Source organism: Flavobacterium sp. P3_A6, from assembly GCF_056403035.1.
The window spans coordinates 75516-93459 of the sequence record NZ_JBFUGG010000012.1 but is presented as its reverse complement, the minus strand read 5'-3'; the positions used below and the strand labels follow the sequence as shown (position 1 = coordinate 93459).

8 protein-coding genes are annotated in these 17944 nt (G+C 39.6%); all 8 read right to left on the bottom strand.

Going from position 1 to position 17944, the window contains the following annotated elements; translation table 11 throughout:
- Positions 1-7: 7 nt before the first annotated feature.
- The 8 genes from AC1DVP_RS13255 to AC1DVP_RS13220 all read right to left on the bottom strand — a co-directional run bounded on the left by AC1DVP_RS13255 (position 8) and on the right by AC1DVP_RS13220 (position 17936).
- Positions 8-3496, bottom strand: a complete 3489-nt coding sequence (locus AC1DVP_RS13255) for a malectin domain-containing carbohydrate-binding protein (protein ID WP_477183954.1) — start codon at positions 3494-3496, stop codon at positions 8-10.
- A 440-nt stretch (positions 3497-3936) separates the two neighbouring features.
- Positions 3937-6669 carry an alpha-d-galacturonidase gene (locus tag AC1DVP_RS13250; RefSeq protein WP_477183953.1) on the bottom strand — a complete coding sequence of 911 codons (2733 nt, stop codon included), beginning with the start codon at positions 6667-6669 and terminating at the stop codon, positions 3937-3939.
- 62 nt (positions 6670-6731) lie between these two features.
- A complete protein-coding gene (locus AC1DVP_RS13245) occupies positions 6732-7628 on the bottom strand; it encodes a sugar phosphate isomerase/epimerase family protein (RefSeq protein WP_477183952.1) in 897 nt (298 codons plus the stop codon).
- A gap of 82 nt (positions 7629-7710) precedes the next feature.
- A complete protein-coding gene (locus AC1DVP_RS13240) occupies positions 7711-8859 on the bottom strand; it encodes a sialidase family protein (protein ID WP_477183951.1) in 1149 nt (382 codons plus the stop codon).
- 127 nt (positions 8860-8986) lie between these two features.
- Positions 8987-11743: a glycoside hydrolase family 78 protein gene (locus AC1DVP_RS13235; protein ID WP_477183950.1), complete on the bottom strand. Its 2757-nt coding sequence runs from the start codon at positions 11741-11743 to the stop codon at positions 8987-8989.
- A gap of 188 nt (positions 11744-11931) precedes the next feature.
- Complete coding sequence (locus tag AC1DVP_RS13230) at positions 11932-13500, bottom strand: MGH1-like glycoside hydrolase domain-containing protein (RefSeq protein ID WP_477183949.1); 1569 nt, start codon at positions 13498-13500, stop codon at positions 11932-11934.
- Between the two features lie 309 nt (positions 13501-13809).
- A complete protein-coding gene (locus AC1DVP_RS13225; RefSeq protein ID WP_477183948.1) occupies positions 13810-16275 on the bottom strand; it encodes a glycoside hydrolase family 95 protein in 2466 nt (821 codons plus the stop codon).
- A gap of 233 nt (positions 16276-16508) precedes the next feature.
- Positions 16509-17936, bottom strand: a complete 1428-nt coding sequence (locus tag AC1DVP_RS13220) for an acetylxylan esterase (RefSeq protein WP_477183947.1) — start codon at positions 17934-17936, stop codon at positions 16509-16511.
- Between the last annotated feature and the right edge of the window lie 8 nt (positions 17937-17944).

Genomic DNA, 17944 nt, shown 5'->3' with positions numbered 1-17944 from the left:
TTAATTTTTATTGAAACTCAAAATTATCCAATAACAATCCCTTCATATCATCAGATTCTATCGTGATTTTGTAGGTTCCTGCGTTGATGTAACCGCCAGAAGTTGTGTTCAAAACTTTCCATTTCTCCGTAGCAGATGGAAACTCAATCGTATCATTTCGCATCATAATTCCGTAGGCATCTTCCATTTTGAATTTGACTTTCAACGGTGTCTCATTTCGGTTCATAAATCGGAAGCGCATCAGGTAAATTCCGGCAACTCCGGGTTTCACTTCAAACTGAATGCTGTTTTTTGTTTTTTCCTTAAATTCGATATAATCGGCTTTTTTGAAATTGCCTTTTTCTATTCCGTTTCCGGTGGTTTTGGCAGTTTCAGCTTCCAAAAGTACAACGGGTCTTGATTCGTCTTTTTCACCCATATCATAGGTTGGAACAACAGCAATAGTGCTATTTTCAAAACCAACTTTTTCTCCTTTTTTGACTTTTTTATGGAAAACCGAAAATTCCACTTTATCTGAATTTTTAGCGATTTCGTTTATTCTTTTATAACCTGAAATTGAATCTTCTGATTGAGTGAAAAGATAAATTTCCGAATCTTCTTTGGTTACGAATGAACCTAAAGATTTAGCTTTAGATGATACTTGTAAATAATCGGCTCCATAAACTTCTGAAGGCAATTGCGTAAAAACAACATCAGAATCTGAATATTGTTTCGAATTAATATCCAGCCACGAACCGATTTTAGTTTCTGAATTACTCTCAACATTCTGAATATTTCGTGGCGAAGCCGAAGCTCCTTTTACCGTTTTATCTTTGGTCGCTATGGCAATTGCCGAAATAATTGCCTGACTTGCTTTTACATTCGGGAATGAAATAACAATTTTTCCGTTTTTGCTTTTTACAACAAAAGTTTTCTTTAGCGCCGAATCGTGTCCGACTTCATACCAAATATCCAAATCTTTCAGTACCACATTGTCATTGATGGCTACGTCAAACAAACGCCAGCCTTTGCAGTCGAGTCCACCACCGGTTCCATACCACGGCTCTGTAAAATACAATTCTACCAGATATTCTCCGTCGGGAGCTGGGAATTCGTAACGCAATTTGTCGATTCCGTACCTGAAACTCTGAAATAATTTCCAGTCTTTTGTTCCTGAAATTGGGTCGAAAGTGGTTCTTTGGCTCGCATAAAAATCAGGCAATTGTTTGAAACTATCCGTCCACGACAAAGAACCCCAGGTGTTTTCTCCGCTTTTATGAACATCAGCATTCCAAACATTTCCGTTAGAATCTTTGATTTCACTGCCTCCGCTGTTCACTCTGTAAATATAATTATAACCTTTTTGAGGCTGTAAAATCGTTTCTTTTTTCGTTTCTAAAGCATTGAAATTAGGTGCTTTTGGCAAATTGTTTAATACAATATAATCTTTGGCAACGGCTTTTCCGTTTACATAACCTACAGCATACAAAACATTGTATTGAATGTTGACATTATTCCATTGAAAATGCTGGCCTAATCCCGGATTTTTTAGTTTTCCGAGTGATGATTTATTGACATCATTGAACAATTCCACTTCATCACAATTCGAATAGACATCGATTCCGTTTTTGATTCCCGGAGCATCCCAACGGTTCGGCCAAGTGTGTGAAACAATATACACCATCGGATTGGTTTTGTTCGAAACATAATTGGCACGGTACATATAATAGGCATCCAAAGGTTCACCCCAAATACTGAAAAGCCCTTTGTAATTTACTGGTCCAACCTTGTCAATGTCTCTAAATCCTTCACCGTTTTGAACACGTCCCGGATTTTCGTGCGAAGCAAAAAGCCAGTTGAATTGCCCTGCGATTTTATCTTTTACCGATTCGGCTTCGCGGACTTTGATTTCCATTAATTGCGAGAAACGGTTTTCGCTCAAAACTCCTTTTTGGTCAAATTCGCCTTCGGTATGGAGATCGTGTGAACGCCAGGCGCCATATTCGCCATTTAGTAATTGCGTGCTCATTTCGACATCGTAATTAAACGGATCGCCACCATAGGTTCCCGACCAGTTTTGTACGACATTCCAATCTGTTCCTTCACCTCCGTTACAGGTCGTAACAATGCGTTGCGAAGCTGACATTGGATCCATTTCGCGGATGATTTGGGTGCATTCTTCTGCAAATTCTTTTGGAATCGTGCTTTCGTTTTGCAATCCCCATATTACGACTGACGCATTATTTCGGCGTTCTTTGATCCATTCTCGTAATAAGGTTTTGAAATTTTCTTTGAATTCGGGTGTGTCGTACCAAATATGTGCCGAAAACTGACTCCAAAAAAGAATTCCGTTTTGGTCTAGTTCTTCCTGATATTTTAAATTGTGAGGCTGGTGTGCTTCTCGAAAAGCATTAAATCCTCCCGCTTTTATCTGTTCGATTCGCGAATGGATTTGCTCATCTGAAAACGAATGACTGTTTCCGATTAAATGTTCATATTCGCAAGTTCCGTTGATGAACAATGGTTCGTCGTTGATGTAAAAACGATTGTCTTTTCCGTCACGACTGACCGGCCAGCTTACCCAACGGATTCCGTATGGTGTTTTTAATTCGTCTATTTTTTTTCCGTTTTCCGAAATTGTAGTAACCAATTCATATAAATACGGATTGGCTGGCGACCATAATTTTGGGTTTGCAATCTCGGGAAGTATTTGTGCTATTTGTTTTGTTTCTCCTGAAGTGTTTTTGACATCACTTTTTACGCTAACCACTTTCTTTCCTTTTTTATCAAAAAGGGTGTTTTCGATACTTATGTTTCGGTTTGAAGTTCCGTAGTTTTTGACTTCGGTGGTAACATTCAGAATTGCTCTTTGTTTGGAAGTTGATTTGTCATTCCAGATATGAACACCGAAAGGTTCTATACGAACTTCATCGGTCACAACCAAAGTTACAGGTCTGAAAATCCCCATTGGCTGGGAGCCTTCTGAGAATCCCCACTCTCCTGAACAGCCTCCGCAAACCCAAGGCAAATCGGCAATGAAGGATGGATGCGAGGCTTTGACAATGATATTATTTGTCTTTTCGAAAGAAACGGCTTTTGTAATATCGACTGTAAAAATGGTTCTTCCGCCTTTGTGTTCACCTACTTTTCTGCCGTTTACCCAAACTGTGGCATAAGAACTTACACCTTCGAAAAAGAGGAAAAGTCTTTTTGAATTATCTTTTTTATCAAGTTGTAATGTCTTGTGGTACCAGGCAGTACCGTGTAAATTGCCGTGTTTGGTTCTTCGCAATCCGTAATACTGGTCCCAATTGTGGGGTACGTTTACTTTTTGCCATTGCGAATCTACTTTCGGATTTTGCACAAAGGTTTCTTCCTGCTCAGGAAGCTTGTCCAAAACAATGGTTTCCCAGGAGGAGTTCAGCGAAACTTCTTTACGAAATGAAGTTGCTTTCTCTTTGGTTTGCGACCACGAAAAAGCAGTTGTAAAAAATAGTATGTAAATTAATTTCTTCATATAATCAATCTCGCCAAAACGATTTGAATTTTACAGTTCGCCCCTACGGAGCTTTTTGTTCCAACCTTATCTTTTTCTACAAACATCAGACTCCTAACGGAGTTGTTTCTGGTTCAATAAAAAATAAAATTCTAATTAAACTCTTATTAGTACCAATACTAATGGACCATTTGGGTTTCTACAAAAATAAAATTCTAATTCATTTCCTTTAGTCCCAGAGGGACTGACTGTTTGTAAAAAACAAATCCATCCGCCAACAAAAGTCCCGTAGGGACGACCTGTTATTTTGAGTTCGCTCGCGTGAGGGATGGCAGTAAAACTCTTTTTTATCCCCTTTTTTCGGGGGATAAAAAAAGTGGGGACGTACAGCCCGACCCAGAGTTTTGCTTCGCCAGTTCGCCTTTGAGGCTCGGGTCACGGAGAGTCACTCCCAAATTATTTTAATAGAACAACCAGTCTACCGCGCCTTTTTCGCCTGCATCGATGTAACCGACATCACGTGTTGTAATGGTTTGATCAGCATCGATGAAGCCTAAAATAAGCACTCTACCTTTGCCTAAATCGAGCTTGTTTTCGCCCGGCTGAAAGGTGTAGGTGTGAATGTTTATCCTTGGCAATTCTTTCAAATTCATCGCGCTTGCCAAAATTACTTCGGCCTGACCGTGGGCATTTCCGGACGCATCAGTTTCCAAACTTGGCGGAAATAAAAATCTTTTCTGATCGGAATTGAAATAACCCACCACCAGTTTTACGGCTTTGGTATTTTTGAATTTCAGGTGTGTTCCGTTTTCGTTTTGTGATGCTTCATCGAATGCAATTCCTTTTAGGTTTTGCAATTCAGGAGCTATTTTTGTCAGTTCCGAAATTGGTGTTCCGTACACTTTTATTCCGTTTTTAACTGCGTAAGTTCCTTTGCTTTCGCTTAATAAATTTACCTCAGCGGTTTTCCACGGCTTACTTTCTTTGGTTACAACTTTACCGTCTTTTGAGGATTTCAAAAGTTCCAGATTTCGCTTGAAATTAGCCAATTCTCTTTCGTAATGTGGCAATAATTCAGCCCAAGTTTTGTTGTTTCCGTCGTCTCCGCCAATCGGGATTCGGCGTTGTGCGGTCTGCATACTGTTGGCATATAAATAATGGTCTTTGGTTAAATCGACCAATTTTTCATAATATTCGATACTTTTTTCGAGATGCGGAAGGGCTTTATCCAAATCGGCAATGTCGTTGGAATAACTGTATCTTAAAACCAACAAAGCGGTTTTTACTTTCTCTGAAAAGAAATCGGCGAAAGTTTTATAGCAATGTACATCGTTTTTAAGACGCAGAAATTCTTCTTTGTCTTTGGTTACGCTGGCCTCGGCTTTATCGATGGCTTCAACGGCTAATCTTCCGTGTTCAGTGATTTCGGCGATGATTTGCGTTGGCAATTCCCCTGAATGTGGTTCTTTGTTCCACTCTTTTTTGGCGTATTCCAAAAGCAATTCTCCAGCAGGTCCGCAAGATTCGTGGAATCCCGGATATACTCGCCATTTTGATGGATTCACCAACTGGCTTTCGAACATTCCTAATAATAAAGTCTGACGGTTTCCTTCGGTGATTCCGAAACGTCTTAGCGTTTTCGGGGCAATTTCTCCGGTTTCTTCGTAGGCCTTTAAGATATTATCGGCGCCTTCTAAATCGGTTCCGTATTTATCAGCCAAATCTTTATCCCAAAATTTAACTTCTTCATTTCTGTCTCTTTTGCTGTCCCAGGCATATCTTGCCCAGGCTTTGTACCAAATCCAGTCGCGGTCCATTTCGAGTAATCGCTCGCCAGTTTTGGTTTTATCTGCTGAATAGGGCCAATCCCAATACGATGCCTGCGGATATAAGTGCAATGCATTGGCTCCATGAACGCTGTGCATTGCTTTAACTGTTTTCTGAATAAAATCCGGCGAACCGTAACGGAAAGGTTCCAGATTAGCCAGAATATGTACGTTTTCGATATGAATTGATTTTAACGCGCTTAACTGTTTATGCGTTTCTCCCCAAGGTCCGCCTGGCGTGTAAGTCGTCAAAGATTCTCCTGTATATTTGCTTTCTGTGTACAGGTTTTTATACAACGGAAGTGATTTTTCCATCACCAAAGGCCCATCGGTATCGTGAGAACGCAAAATAATTGGCGGTTCGTCGGTTCTTCCCAATGCTTTTAGGCCATCCTGAACGCCCGGAATAATGGTTTTGGTAAACCATTCTACGTCATCATCTATTGTATTGATGGCTTCTCCAAGACAAACTAACAAACCAACATTTGGATATTTCTCGATAAAGGCACTAATTGATTTTCTGGTATAATCAGAAAGCAAAGGCGTAATTGGACGTGAACGATCCTGCGTTTTCATATTATAGTGTTCCGCAAATGGTTTGGAAACAATGATATTATAGAACATTTGGATGACCCAGATTCCTCTTTTGTTGGCTTCTACGGTCAGGTATTTATAGATTTCTTCATTTTTTTTGAAATCTTCGTCGCTTACTTCAACGGCAAAAGGATAATCTTTCAATTTTACCAATGAAGCAAAAGGATGCCCGTTCCATAAATACAGAGAATTCATTCGGTTTTCGACCATCATATCCAGATACTTCGTCCATAACTTTTTGTCATAAAACCAAGGGAACGTTTCGGGAGTGTATGGATATTCGTAAACGTCTCTGCCGGGAAGATAAACCGGTTTTTGCATTCCGATACAAGCGCCTCTTAATACCATTTCAGGGCTGTCGTCGATATTTATTTCTGATGGAATTTCACCTGAAGTTTTGATTCGGTCTGCCAATTCCAAAGCGCCATACAATGCTCCGGTTGCGTCGGTTCCTTCAATGAAAATAGTATTTTTTTGTGTGCGGATTTGAAAGCCTTCTTTTTTTGTTAATTGGCTGTCGTCGATTTTAGCAGTTTTGGCGTTTTGGTTCCAAAAATCGGTTCCTTTTTCGCCAATGACGATTACTTTGTCTTTTGATTTTTTAGGTGTCTTGTCTGCGAAAGTTATTTTGAATCCTTTGGATGTTGCGGTTTCTGATAGTTTTTCGGCTCCATATTCCGCTCTTGGCGCATTAGCATCACGAACGATGATGATGCTTTGTGCCGATGCAAAAGTGGCGTATAGTCCTAAAAAGAGTAAGCTTAAATATTTCATTGTATTTTGTAATTCGAGACCTAACAGGTTTTTAAAACCTGTTAGGTCTGTTGATTCCTATATTAATTCTGAAAAATTTTCTTCAAATACGCTACGTTGGCTCCGTAATTCGCTTTTACATTATGCACTTGCGTTACATCACGCGAGCGCTCTACGATTAACCAGCCACTCCATTTCATTTCGTCCAGCGTTTTTTTAATTTTTGGCATATCGACATTTTTATCGTTTTCCAGCCAGACAGTATCTGTTGTAGAAGCGTGAATTTGAGCCAGATGTTTTTTGCCTAAAATCTTTAATTCGGTTGCGATATCTCTTCCGTTATCTACTGCATTTGCAAAATTGAAAGAGCTTTTGATGTGTTTACAGCCAATTTCTTCCAATAGTTTTTTCTCTTCGGTAGCGTTTAATGAAGTTTCGATTGCGATCACTCCTCCTATTTTACCGACTTGTTTGCCTGCCCATTTTAATCTTTCGATAATTATCGGGCGTAATTCCGGATTTTTCGTCAAATCACTTTCGGTACCCAAAGGCAGATAAGCAACTTTCACCTTCATGTTTTTCATGGTTGCCACACAATCGTTAATCATCAGTGTGATTGAATCTCTTTTGGCAAAGGATTGTGCATAAAAACCGGACATGGCGATTGAACTGATTCCAACACCTGTTTCTTTGGACTTATCCAGAAACTTTTGTCTTTCAATCGGGTCACCTAATTTACTGTCGAATGTGGGTCTTTTTCCCAAACCGCCCATATCGAGTTCGATTCCGTCTGCTTTGATTTCGCTTGCCAAACCAAAGGCTCCGAGTTTTTGTCTTTTTAAAATCATCCAGTCGCAAACCGCTACTTTGTAACGTTGCTTTTTGTTGGATTGTGCAGAAACTGTACTATTGAAAGCTCCTGAAAAAACAATTGTCAGAACTACAGCGATAGTTTTAATGAAACTTATATTATTCTTCATAATTCTTTTTTTACCATATAAGTTAATTCCTAATTAAAAACAGATTAAATGAAACTTATATGACTTATATGGTTTAAAATTTTTACTCTTCTTCCGCTTTAACAGCCTTCACTTCAACACCTTCTTGTCCCGGCCAGATTCCGTTTTTGATTGGAATTGCTTTTAATTTGTTTGGATCAATTTTTACGTATTTCAGTTTTTCTCTTCTCCACGTATACACGATATGAACCATTCCATCTGAACTCTGAATGATTGATGGATACGAATATTGGCTGATTTTTGAATCTTCCAAAACTAACGTCGCTTTCCAATTGATTCCGTCATCTGAAATAGAAAGATTTAAAGGTGTTCTTGGTCCTTTGGCTTCTTTTCCCGGAGGCAAAACGTGGTTGTAAACCAACAAATGTTTTCCGTTTTTAAGGGTTACCGCATCAGTTCCGGAGTTGTTGTTTGGCAATCCGATTAGTTCTAAATCTGACCAGGTTTTTCCGTTATCTTTGGAAAACGTGCTGAAAATAGCTCTGTTTCTCGTTCTTCCAATCGCCTGAATGCTTCCGTCTTTATGAAACAGAATACTTGGCTGAATAGCATTTATCTTTTCTTTTCCTCTTGAAATTGTATCGCCCATAATCCATGTTTTTCCGAAGTCGGGAGTGGATTCCATATGCAAATGCCAGCCATTTCCTTCGGTACTTGAAGGAAGCAATAATGTTCCGTTACTCAATAAAACCGGTTTATTTTTAATTGGCCCCAAGAAATCTTTACTCGGCATATCAATCTTATCAGACCAAGTCTTTCCGCCATCAGAAGAAGTTCTGTAAACGCCCCACCACTCGGATGGTTTTGGTCCGATTTTATAAAACAGCATTAAATCACCTCCCGGAATTTGGTACAAAACAGGATTCCAGGTCGGAAATCTTGTCCCGTCTTTCATTACACCATCTGCTACCTTAATGGGGTCACCCCATTTATCACTTCCTTTTGGTTTGATCGCTACATAAATACAAACATCAGGATGTCTTTCGTGAGTTCCTCCAAACCAAGCCGACACTAAATCACCATTGGTTGCTTCCACAATGGTTACGGCGTGGCAGGAAGGATATGGCGCTTTGTCATAGATAAATTCATCTACCAAAATTCCTTCTTTCCAAGTCTTTTTTTCCAAAGCCGATTTACAGCTTCCTAAAATCAGCAGTCCAAAAAAGGCAATCGTTATATGTTTGAGTTTCATTACTTATCTTTTAAAATTTATAGAGCTTGTTTTCAATGCAATATGTAAATATCATGATGCAAAAATTTATTAAGTGTAAAAATGACACTAAAAAATTAAAGGTGCATCCTGTACAGTGCTGAATTATCTATTGGAACTTTAGGTTTAAAGTATAAGTACCCGATTCTAAAGTCAGGACTATACTATTATTTTCTGCTTTATAAGAGGTAGAAAATTGAGTCAATTTTTGATTGTTCAACGCTACCGAAGAAGCATCAGCAGTTGGCAAATAAACCACTGCCGATGAATTGGCTGGAATGGTAATTTTCCATTCTAAAGTATTTTTATTTTTCTTCCAGTCGCTTTTAATCAGTCCGTAAATAGATTCGTAAGACGCATTTACAAAAGTTAATCCCGCATTGAAATCCGGTTTCATAATGATTTGTTTGAAACCCGGAGTTTCAGGATTGCTTTTGATACCTGCTATATTTTCGTAGTACCAAATCAGTAAATCGCCCAAAAGCATCACGTGATTTTGTGAATTCATTGATGGGTCTGCGGTGTTTCCGTTCCATAATTCCCAAATAGTTGTTGCTCCATTTTCGACCATAAAACCCCAGCTTGGATAGGTTTTGTTGGAAGCCAGTTTATAAGCCAAGTCTCCTCTACCGAAGTTTGTCAGGGTTCGCATCAAGAATTGCGTTCCGATTACGCCTGTACTGATATGACCTTTTTTAGTTTCCTCAATTTCGTGAACCATATTCTGAAATACTTTCTCTTTTAAGTTTTCTGGAACCAAACCAAAAGCCAAAGGCAACACATTTGCCGTCACGGTGTTATTGGCGTAGTAGTTTTTATCCGTATTTAAAAATTTGGTATTGAATGCTTTTTTGATTCTTGTTGTCAAATCATCATAATGGGCAATATCAACATCTGCATTTGCGATTTTTGCAAACTTTTTCATTATGTCCAATAACTGATAATAAAATGCACTCGACAACAATTGTCCATCTGTTAAACGGGCAGGGTCTTTGGAACGAATCAATTCTAATGACTCCGGCGGTACACACCAATCACCATACTTGTCCTTGTCCATTAAATTCTTTTTCAGATAATTTTCTTCCATATACACCATCCATTTTTTCATAGACGGATATTGTTTTTTAATCACTTCTTTATCTGCAAATTGTTGGTACAACATATCTGCAACTGTAATATAAGTTCCCGGCCAGGTCACATTATCGGTATAATAACGCCAAAATGCCGGTGCTACATCCGGTAATCCTCCATCTTGTGTTTGCGAATATTTGATATCGTCGAGCCATTTGGCATACAATGTTTGATTATCGAATAAAAAACTTTCGCCATAAGCACCCGTCGTTCTATCTCCCAACCAAGGCTGACGCTCGTTGCGCTGTGGACAGTCGATTGGCATTCCTTTGTAATTTCCGCGGATTCCCCACCAGGCATTTTTGAAAATCTGGTTCATCGTCGCATCCGAAGATTCAAAAGTTCCAGTAGTTTTGATATCATCATACACCACTTTTCCAACGAAATTATCCAATGTTGGTTTGGTTGGAAAACCCGAAATTTCTACAAATCGGAAACCGTGGAATATAAAACGTGGTTCCCAGATTTCTTCACCTTCGCCTTTCAAAGTGTAAACATCGGTAGTTTTGGCATCACGCAAATTGGCAATGTACAACGAACCATCAGCCTGCAAAGACTCGGCAAATTTCATTGTGATCTGGTCACCGCTTTTCCCTTTGACTTTCAGTTGCAACCAGCCCACCATATTCTGACCCATATCCAAAATATAAGTTCCTTTGGCAGTCGCTTTTATGGAAATTGGTTTTACCTCGCCCATTATTTTCATATTCGGCGTCATCTGCGCTTCATAAAAACCGCCCGGTTCCTGAACGTATCTGGCATTTACCCAGTTTTTATCATCAAAATTGGTCGTAGCCCAGCCTTTCATTTCCTTGCGGGCATCGTATTCTTCGCCATCGTATTCGTTGTTGGATAAAATCGGTCCGTCGGTAGTTAATTTCCAGGTGTCGTCTGTTCGAATTACATCTTTGCTTCCATCCGCATATTCAACAAACAATTGCAAAGCCAATTTCGGGAAACCAAATGACTTGATTTTATACGGTTTGTAATCCTGACGCATCGCAAAAAAACGTCCGTTTCCTAAAATCGTTCCCAGCATATTTTTGCCTTCTTTTAATTGCGAAGTCACATCAAAAACATTGTATTTTACGTTTTTGGTATAATCCGTCGGAACGGGTGCTAAAACCTGATCGCCAATTTTATTTCCGTTGATGTACAGCTCATACAAACCCATTCCCATAATGTAAACCTTGGCAGATTTGACTTGCTTTTTCAAATCAATTTCTTTTCTCAAATAACGTGCAGACAATCTTGAATACTGGGAAACGCTATCATTTTTCGACAATTTTTCATAGCCAATCCAGCGAGTCGATTTCCAGTCGGCATATGTTAAAATCCCGATGCTAAAATGGGCAGTTTCAGTAGATTTAATTTCTCCTTTATTCGTAAAAACAGTTACTTTCCAAAACGCATTTTGTCGGTCGCCCAGCTTTTTTCCGCTGTAAATTATATTGACAGATTCGTTGCTTGTTACTTTTCCGCTATCCCATAAATCAGCTTTGTTCGCATTAAGATTTTCTAAAGTCGAAGCAACCATAATTTGATACGCCGTTTGTTTGACATCATTCACATCCGACTTTATCTGCCAGCTCAAACGAGGCTGAACCACATCAATTCCTTCCGGATTGTTCAGCATTTCGCATTGCAGGTTTGTAACACTGATTTTTGTTTGGGCTTTCGCCGAAAATGTAAAAAGTGTAACGGTTAATGTAAGATGTAAAAAAAACTTTTTCATTTTATTTTTATTTTTTTGTTCTCGCAGATTTTGCAGATCGAGCAGATATTTTTTCTCATTTTTGTCATTCTGACGAAGGAAGAATCTTCGCAAGAAACTCCACAATCAAAATCGTCAATCTTTGTAGAGCCACTAATGGAGATTCCTCGTTCCTCAGAATGACAAACTTGACGTAGTCTTTAAATTTTCTATTCCGACACTAATTTCTCCAATTTTTCTGAAACCCCAATTTCTTTTCCATTTTTAAAAATCCTGAAACCTTTTCCTTTTCCATATTTCTCCCCCGTTTTATCCCAAAGAATCGTGATGATATTCCCGTGATACAACACATTATCCAGACAAAACCAATCCCATTTATCCTGTGGAATCAACGGATTTACTTCAATTTTTTCATCTGCTCTCGGACGCAAACCAACCAATCCCGTAATCATCAAATCGTTAAAAGTCGAATGATTGTAATAACGGCTTCTTTCTTTATCGCCCATTAGCCAATAACCGGTTGTTTCGTCCAGATATTCTCCAATGTATGGTTTTCCTCTGTAATATTGCGACTGCACATACAAATCCATTTGCTTGAAATAATCCGTTTTGGCAACGAAATTCTGATTGTAATTATTCAAAACATTCGCCAAAGCTGTCAACGTCTGTGAACTGGCAAAAGGCCAAATAGCTCCGTCCCATTCACAGGTTCCGGTTCCGTGTGTTCTAAAACGTGGACTTCTGCGCTCTGCTGTTGTCAAACCAAAAGGAGCCGAAAATCCTTTTTCATCCTTAATCTGCTCCCAGGCTTTTTCAAAACCTTTGTCTTTTTCCGGCAGATTAAAATACCACGGAATAAATCCAATCGCCTCTCTCACTTGAGCCAGTGTATCTTTCTCCGTAAAGGTTTCAAAGAATTCACTTTTCGGATTCCATAATTTCGTTTCCATCAATTGTTGTAAAACATCCGCTTTGGCTTTAAATTTAGCCTCCGCTTCTTTGTCGCCTTTCATCGATGCCATTTTCGAAATCGCCACAGCATTTCCAAACATATAACTGTTAATCGTCGGTCTTGCATTTTGTACTTTTCGCCCGCCACTCAACGATTCTTCCATTCCGTCCTTTACATCGTGTTGCCAAAACAAACCATCTTTGCGCTGACGGTCTTTTTCCCAAACCGCATAATCCGTAACCATATCCGGGTACATATCCAACAAGAATTTTTCATCCTTATTCACCAAATACCGATTGTACAACGCATCAGCCGTCCAACTACTGAATTTATACAATTTGTTCATCGGTTTTCCTTCATTGCCACGGTACCAAATTTTGACATCCTGCTCAATGTACTGCGGATCGTGAACCCAGCGAAATTCGTTAATGTGATGCCCCACCGCACAAGCAATCAAATTGTATTTATCAGCATACGAACGATCTACTAAAAACTCTGTAATTCCAAACCCAAGTGGTGTTTTCTTGATGTGTTTTCGAGCCGTCCACCAACGATAATAATAAATCTCCTCAAAATTCTGCTGTGGACATTCAAACAACGGAACATTCTTTTCCATCCACGCCCACGCACTGTCATTCGGAATCGCAAATTTCAGATTCTCGTCCTCCATCGTGTTGAAATAATCCACATAATGCTTAAAATTATCCGCTTTCAAAACCACAGAAGTTCCTTTTTTAGAATGCCCCGCTCCCGATTTACAACCGCTGTTCAAAGCCGAAATCAGGATAACAAAAGCAATTATTTTGTATTTAAATTGGTGTAACATATTCAAATTATTTTAATTTTTTGGGCGTGACCCTTCGTGAAAAACTTCGGGTCGTGCTGTACGTTCCCGCTTTTTTTTGTTCGGCTGAAAAAAGCCTCTCAAAAAAAGAGCTCCACTGCCATCACTCACGCGGACTAACAATAACATTTATTTATTCCTACTTCTCAAGGTTTTCATTATATCTTTTCGCACAGTTTTGTCATTTCGACGGAGGAGAAATCACATCCAATATTCCACAACAGTGAGTGCTCCACTTGTGTGATTTCTCCTTACGTCGAAATGACAAACAAGACTTATTATGATCAATAATTAATTCGCAGAAAAACTATAAGTCTGCCCCGCTTTCATCTCAACATCATATTCATTGCACTTTGGCAATTGTACTTTAGGCAATTTCGCTTCTTTTGAAATAATCGGTTTCTTTACTTCCACATCATAAAACAACGGATTTGGGTTTTTACCTTTTGCTTTTTTAAGTGCAATTCCTTTGTCTGCTCTTAATGTATTTTCCAATTTCAATCGGCAGTTCCCTCCTAATTTTGAATAGACTTTTAAAGTCGAAACTTTATTGTTTTTCCAGGTCATATCAATTACAAATCCGCCTCGGGTTACCAAACCTTTGATGCTTCCGTCTTTCCAAACTGTTGGCAAAGCAGGCAATAAATGAATCGCATCTTCCTGACTCTGCATCAGCATTTCGGCGATTCCGGCAGTACATCCAAAGTTACCGTCAATCTGAAACGGCTGATGTGCATCGAGCATATTTGGGTAGGTTCCACCACCTTTTCTTTGATCAGCGGTTACCAAGTGTAATTGATCCTGAATTAGTTTGTAGGCGTGATTTCCGTCTAATAATCTTGCCCATAAATTTACTTTCCAGCCCATTGACCAGCCAGTCGATTCGTCTGTTCTGTAAATCAGGGATTGTTTGGCTCCTTCAAACAATTCCGGTGTTTTGATTGGCGAAATCTGATTGCTCGGAAACAGTCCGTACAAATGCGAAACGTGTCGGTGATTGTCTTTCGGGTTGTCCCAATCGTCCTGCCATTCCTGCAACTGACTGTGTTTTCCGATTTTCATCGGAGGCATTTTTGCCAAAGCTTCACTTAATTTTTTCGTATAATTTTCATCCGGAGCAACCAGTTTCGAAGCTTTAATCACATTTGAAAACAAGTCGAAAACCAATTGATTGTCCATCGTAGTTCCCGAAGCAATAGTCGATTTTCCGGTTCCGCCTGCGTGTGTATTTTCAGGAGAACTTGATGGTACTACTACCAAGTATCCTGTGTTTGGATCGGTAATCATAAAATCCAAAAAGAAATCGGCTGCTCCTTTTATTACAGGATAAATTTCTTTTAAATAATTGATATTGCCTGTGTACAAATAGCGTTCCCATAAATCCTGCGAAACCCAGGCACCACCAGTCATCCACATTCCTGACGCAGCCGAATCAACAGGAGCGGTTACACGCCAGATATCAGTATTGTGGTGCAAAACCCATCCGTTGGCATTATACATTGTCTTTGCCGTTACTGCTCCCGTCACGCTTAATTCTTTTGCCATTTGGATAAAGGGTTCATGCATTTCGGTAAGATTGGTTACTTCTGCCGGCCAATAATTCATCTCGGCGTTGATGTTTGTGGTGTATTTAGAATCCCAGGGCGGAGTTACCATATCGTTCCAGATTCCCTGTAAATTGGCTGGCTGGCCTCCCGGCTGTGAACTCGAAATCAATAAATAACGTCCAAACTGAAAATACAGACTCGCCAGTTGCGGATCAAATTGCTGTTTAAAATCACGGATTCTTTCGTTTGTTGGTTTTTTGATGGCATCGTTTGAACCTAAATCCAAAGCCACTCTGTTGAAGAATTTTTGGTAATAAGCAATATGCGCTTTTTTGATTTCATCAAAGCTTTTCGGCAAAGCTTTCTCCAAAAACGATTTGCTTTTTGCTACTTCGTCTTCGGTAATGTCCTGATAGTTTTTGAAATTGGTCGCAATCGAAATATAAAGAGTCACTTCATCCGCTTTGTTGATGATTAGGATTCCGTTGCTTGCCGAAACTTCTCCTCCTTTATTTTTCGCTTCGATTCGTCCCTGAAATTTTACTTTTCCTTTTACGTTTTCAAAATTAGTTCCAACTCCCGAAAGTATAATTTGATTCCCTTCTGTCGAAGGAACGGTTTTGTCTATCGGGCTGTTCATAAAAACATTGGCCGTAATCTGTCCCGGCTGACTCGCCGACAATTTTACCACAATCACCTGATCTGAAAATGACGTCAGTATTTCTCTGGTAAATTCTACTCCGTTTACCGTGTATTTTACTTTTGCCGTAGCGTTTTCGATATCCAAATCACGGTAATAATTCGTGTATTTTTGATGTCCCGGAAACGAAATATAAGCACTTCCGAAAGTCTGATACGGCATTCCGTCATTGGTTTGCGACATAATATCTCGGGTTGCCAAATCCTGTGCTTCATCAAATTTTCCTTCGAAAACCAGCTGTCTTACTTTTGGCAACGCCTCGATTGATTTGGTGTGCGCGTTGCTGTTTGGTGAACCTGCCCAAATAGTTTCCTCGTTCAATTGCAAACGCTCCACTGCGGGATCGCCAAAAACCATTGCACCCAAACGGCCGTTACCCAATGGCAAAGCTTCGTTCCAGATGGTAGCAGGTCTGTCGTACCATAGTTTTAGTTCGGTTTTGGTTTGCGCAGTTGTAGCGAAGGAAACAATTCCGAAACAGACGGCTGTAATTTTACTTTTTAACTTCATAGCTTATGGTTGATGGTTAATAGTTGATTGTTGTTGGTTAATCAATTATTAAATTCATATTTTTTTATTCTAAATTTCTAATCAAAAGACAAATATTCTTGAGTTACGAGAGCGCGTGAGGGATAGAAGCAAGCTACCGAAGTAGCGCGGATAGCCCGACCCGATTTGGGAAAGGGGGCGACTGAACGGTTTCGAGAGTTGCCCACTTTTTCAAATAGGGTCACGCCCAACTATTACTTCTTCACTTCATACACTTTCAGATTTTTTTCTCCGAACATTTCATATAATTTGTTGATGTCTTTCAGGGCATTTTTAGGCAAATTTTCGACTTTGTTGCCAAAAACATATAATTTTTCGTAAGGCTCAATCACACAAGTCGATTCGTCTATTTCACCTTTTTCGTTCTTCACTTTGTTGAGATCCAAACCCAAATATTTCGCCATAAACGGGTACAATGCCATACGCTTTGAAACGCCAAAATCGTGGCCTTCCTTGGCAAAATGGGCATTTTCTACCAGATTTTTTTTTCCGTAGAGTTCGTAAGTTCTTTGGACAAAAGGGAATTCCAATTCAGGAACAGCCAATGTCCAGTCTTTTCCGTCAGACACAATCAATTGTGGTTTTGGCGCCATCATTGCCGAGATTTCTGCATTATTGGTTCCGTTTCCGCAAAGGTGGATTCCGCGACCGCTCTCGCACGGACAACCGCCTGAAAAATGCGAGGAAACCATCACAACGGGAGCCGAAACGGTGATTCGATCGTCTAAAGCGGCCAAAAACATCGTGTGCGAACCTCCGCCGGAACCGCCGGTAACGCCAACTCTTGAAATATCCGCATTTTTTATGGTGGCCAAATAATCCAATAATCGGATTCCGCTCAAGACCTGAACGGTTGATGCGATGCTGTTTCGATGCGTCTCTTCCGGGAATTGCAATAGGGATTCGCCCCAGGCAAACAAATCGTAGCTCACGACAATCGCACCCATTTTCGCCATGATGGCACAACGGTACTGCTCGTCTTTTCTATATCTTCCGTCGCCGAAATGTCCGTCGGGCGTTAAGATAATCGCTGATTTTTTGTTTAACGGATAGGGTTTGTAAATCGAACCTGTGGTGTAAACGCCTGGTAGAATTTCCAATGCGATATTCTCGACGCTATAATCTTTATAGATTCTTTTTGGCGTTAAGATTGGTTTTGATTTTGGCATTGACGGTGCTTTGTCCAAACCAAATGACGTAATCATACAGGCTTTTATTTCGTTTTTACGTTTTTCCCAATCGGAAACATTGGAATATAAAGTCGTTAAATAATCCAAACGCTCTTTTCCTTTATCGACTGAAACTTTGTGGTTTTCATATTTTCGGATTTGGTATTTACCGTCCGGCTGTTTAAAATAAGTCAGTTCAAAAGGCACTAAAATATTGGCAAGAGAAACTTCTAAATTTCCTTGCTCAATTCGCCAATCGGCGTAATCGAGTTCTTTTCCTTTCAGTAAACCACGGTCGTCAATTACGGTGATTTTGAAAATGGTTTCGATATTTTTTATGGTTTCTGAAACCGGTTTTCTGAAATTCGTATCGGATGTACATTGCGCGTTTGTATGCGTCAATCCAAAGATTGAAACTAAAAAAGCAAAAAGTATGTTTTTAATTGTAGTCATTTTTAAAT

Coding starts and splice junctions, on each gene's coding strand:
- AC1DVP_RS13230 (WP_477183949.1), bottom strand. CDS start 13,500: ATGTTACACCAATTTAAATACAAAATAATTGCTTTTGTTATCCTGATT.
- AC1DVP_RS13235 (WP_477183950.1), bottom strand. CDS start 11,743: ATGAAAAAGTTTTTTTTACATCTTACATTAACCGTTACACTTTTTACA.
- AC1DVP_RS13245 (WP_477183952.1), bottom strand. CDS start 7,628: ATGAAGAATAATATAAGTTTCATTAAAACTATCGCTGTAGTTCTGACA.
- AC1DVP_RS13220 (WP_477183947.1), bottom strand. CDS start 17,936: ATGACTACAATTAAAAACATACTTTTTGCTTTTTTAGTTTCAATCTTT.
- AC1DVP_RS13255 (WP_477183954.1), bottom strand. CDS start 3,496: ATGAAGAAATTAATTTACATACTATTTTTTACAACTGCTTTTTCGTGG.
- AC1DVP_RS13250 (WP_477183953.1), bottom strand. CDS start 6,669: ATGAAATATTTAAGCTTACTCTTTTTAGGACTATACGCCACTTTTGCA.
- AC1DVP_RS13225 (WP_477183948.1), bottom strand. CDS start 16,275: ATGAAGTTAAAAAGTAAAATTACAGCCGTCTGTTTCGGAATTGTTTCC.
- AC1DVP_RS13240 (WP_477183951.1), bottom strand. CDS start 8,859: ATGAAACTCAAACATATAACGATTGCCTTTTTTGGACTGCTGATTTTA.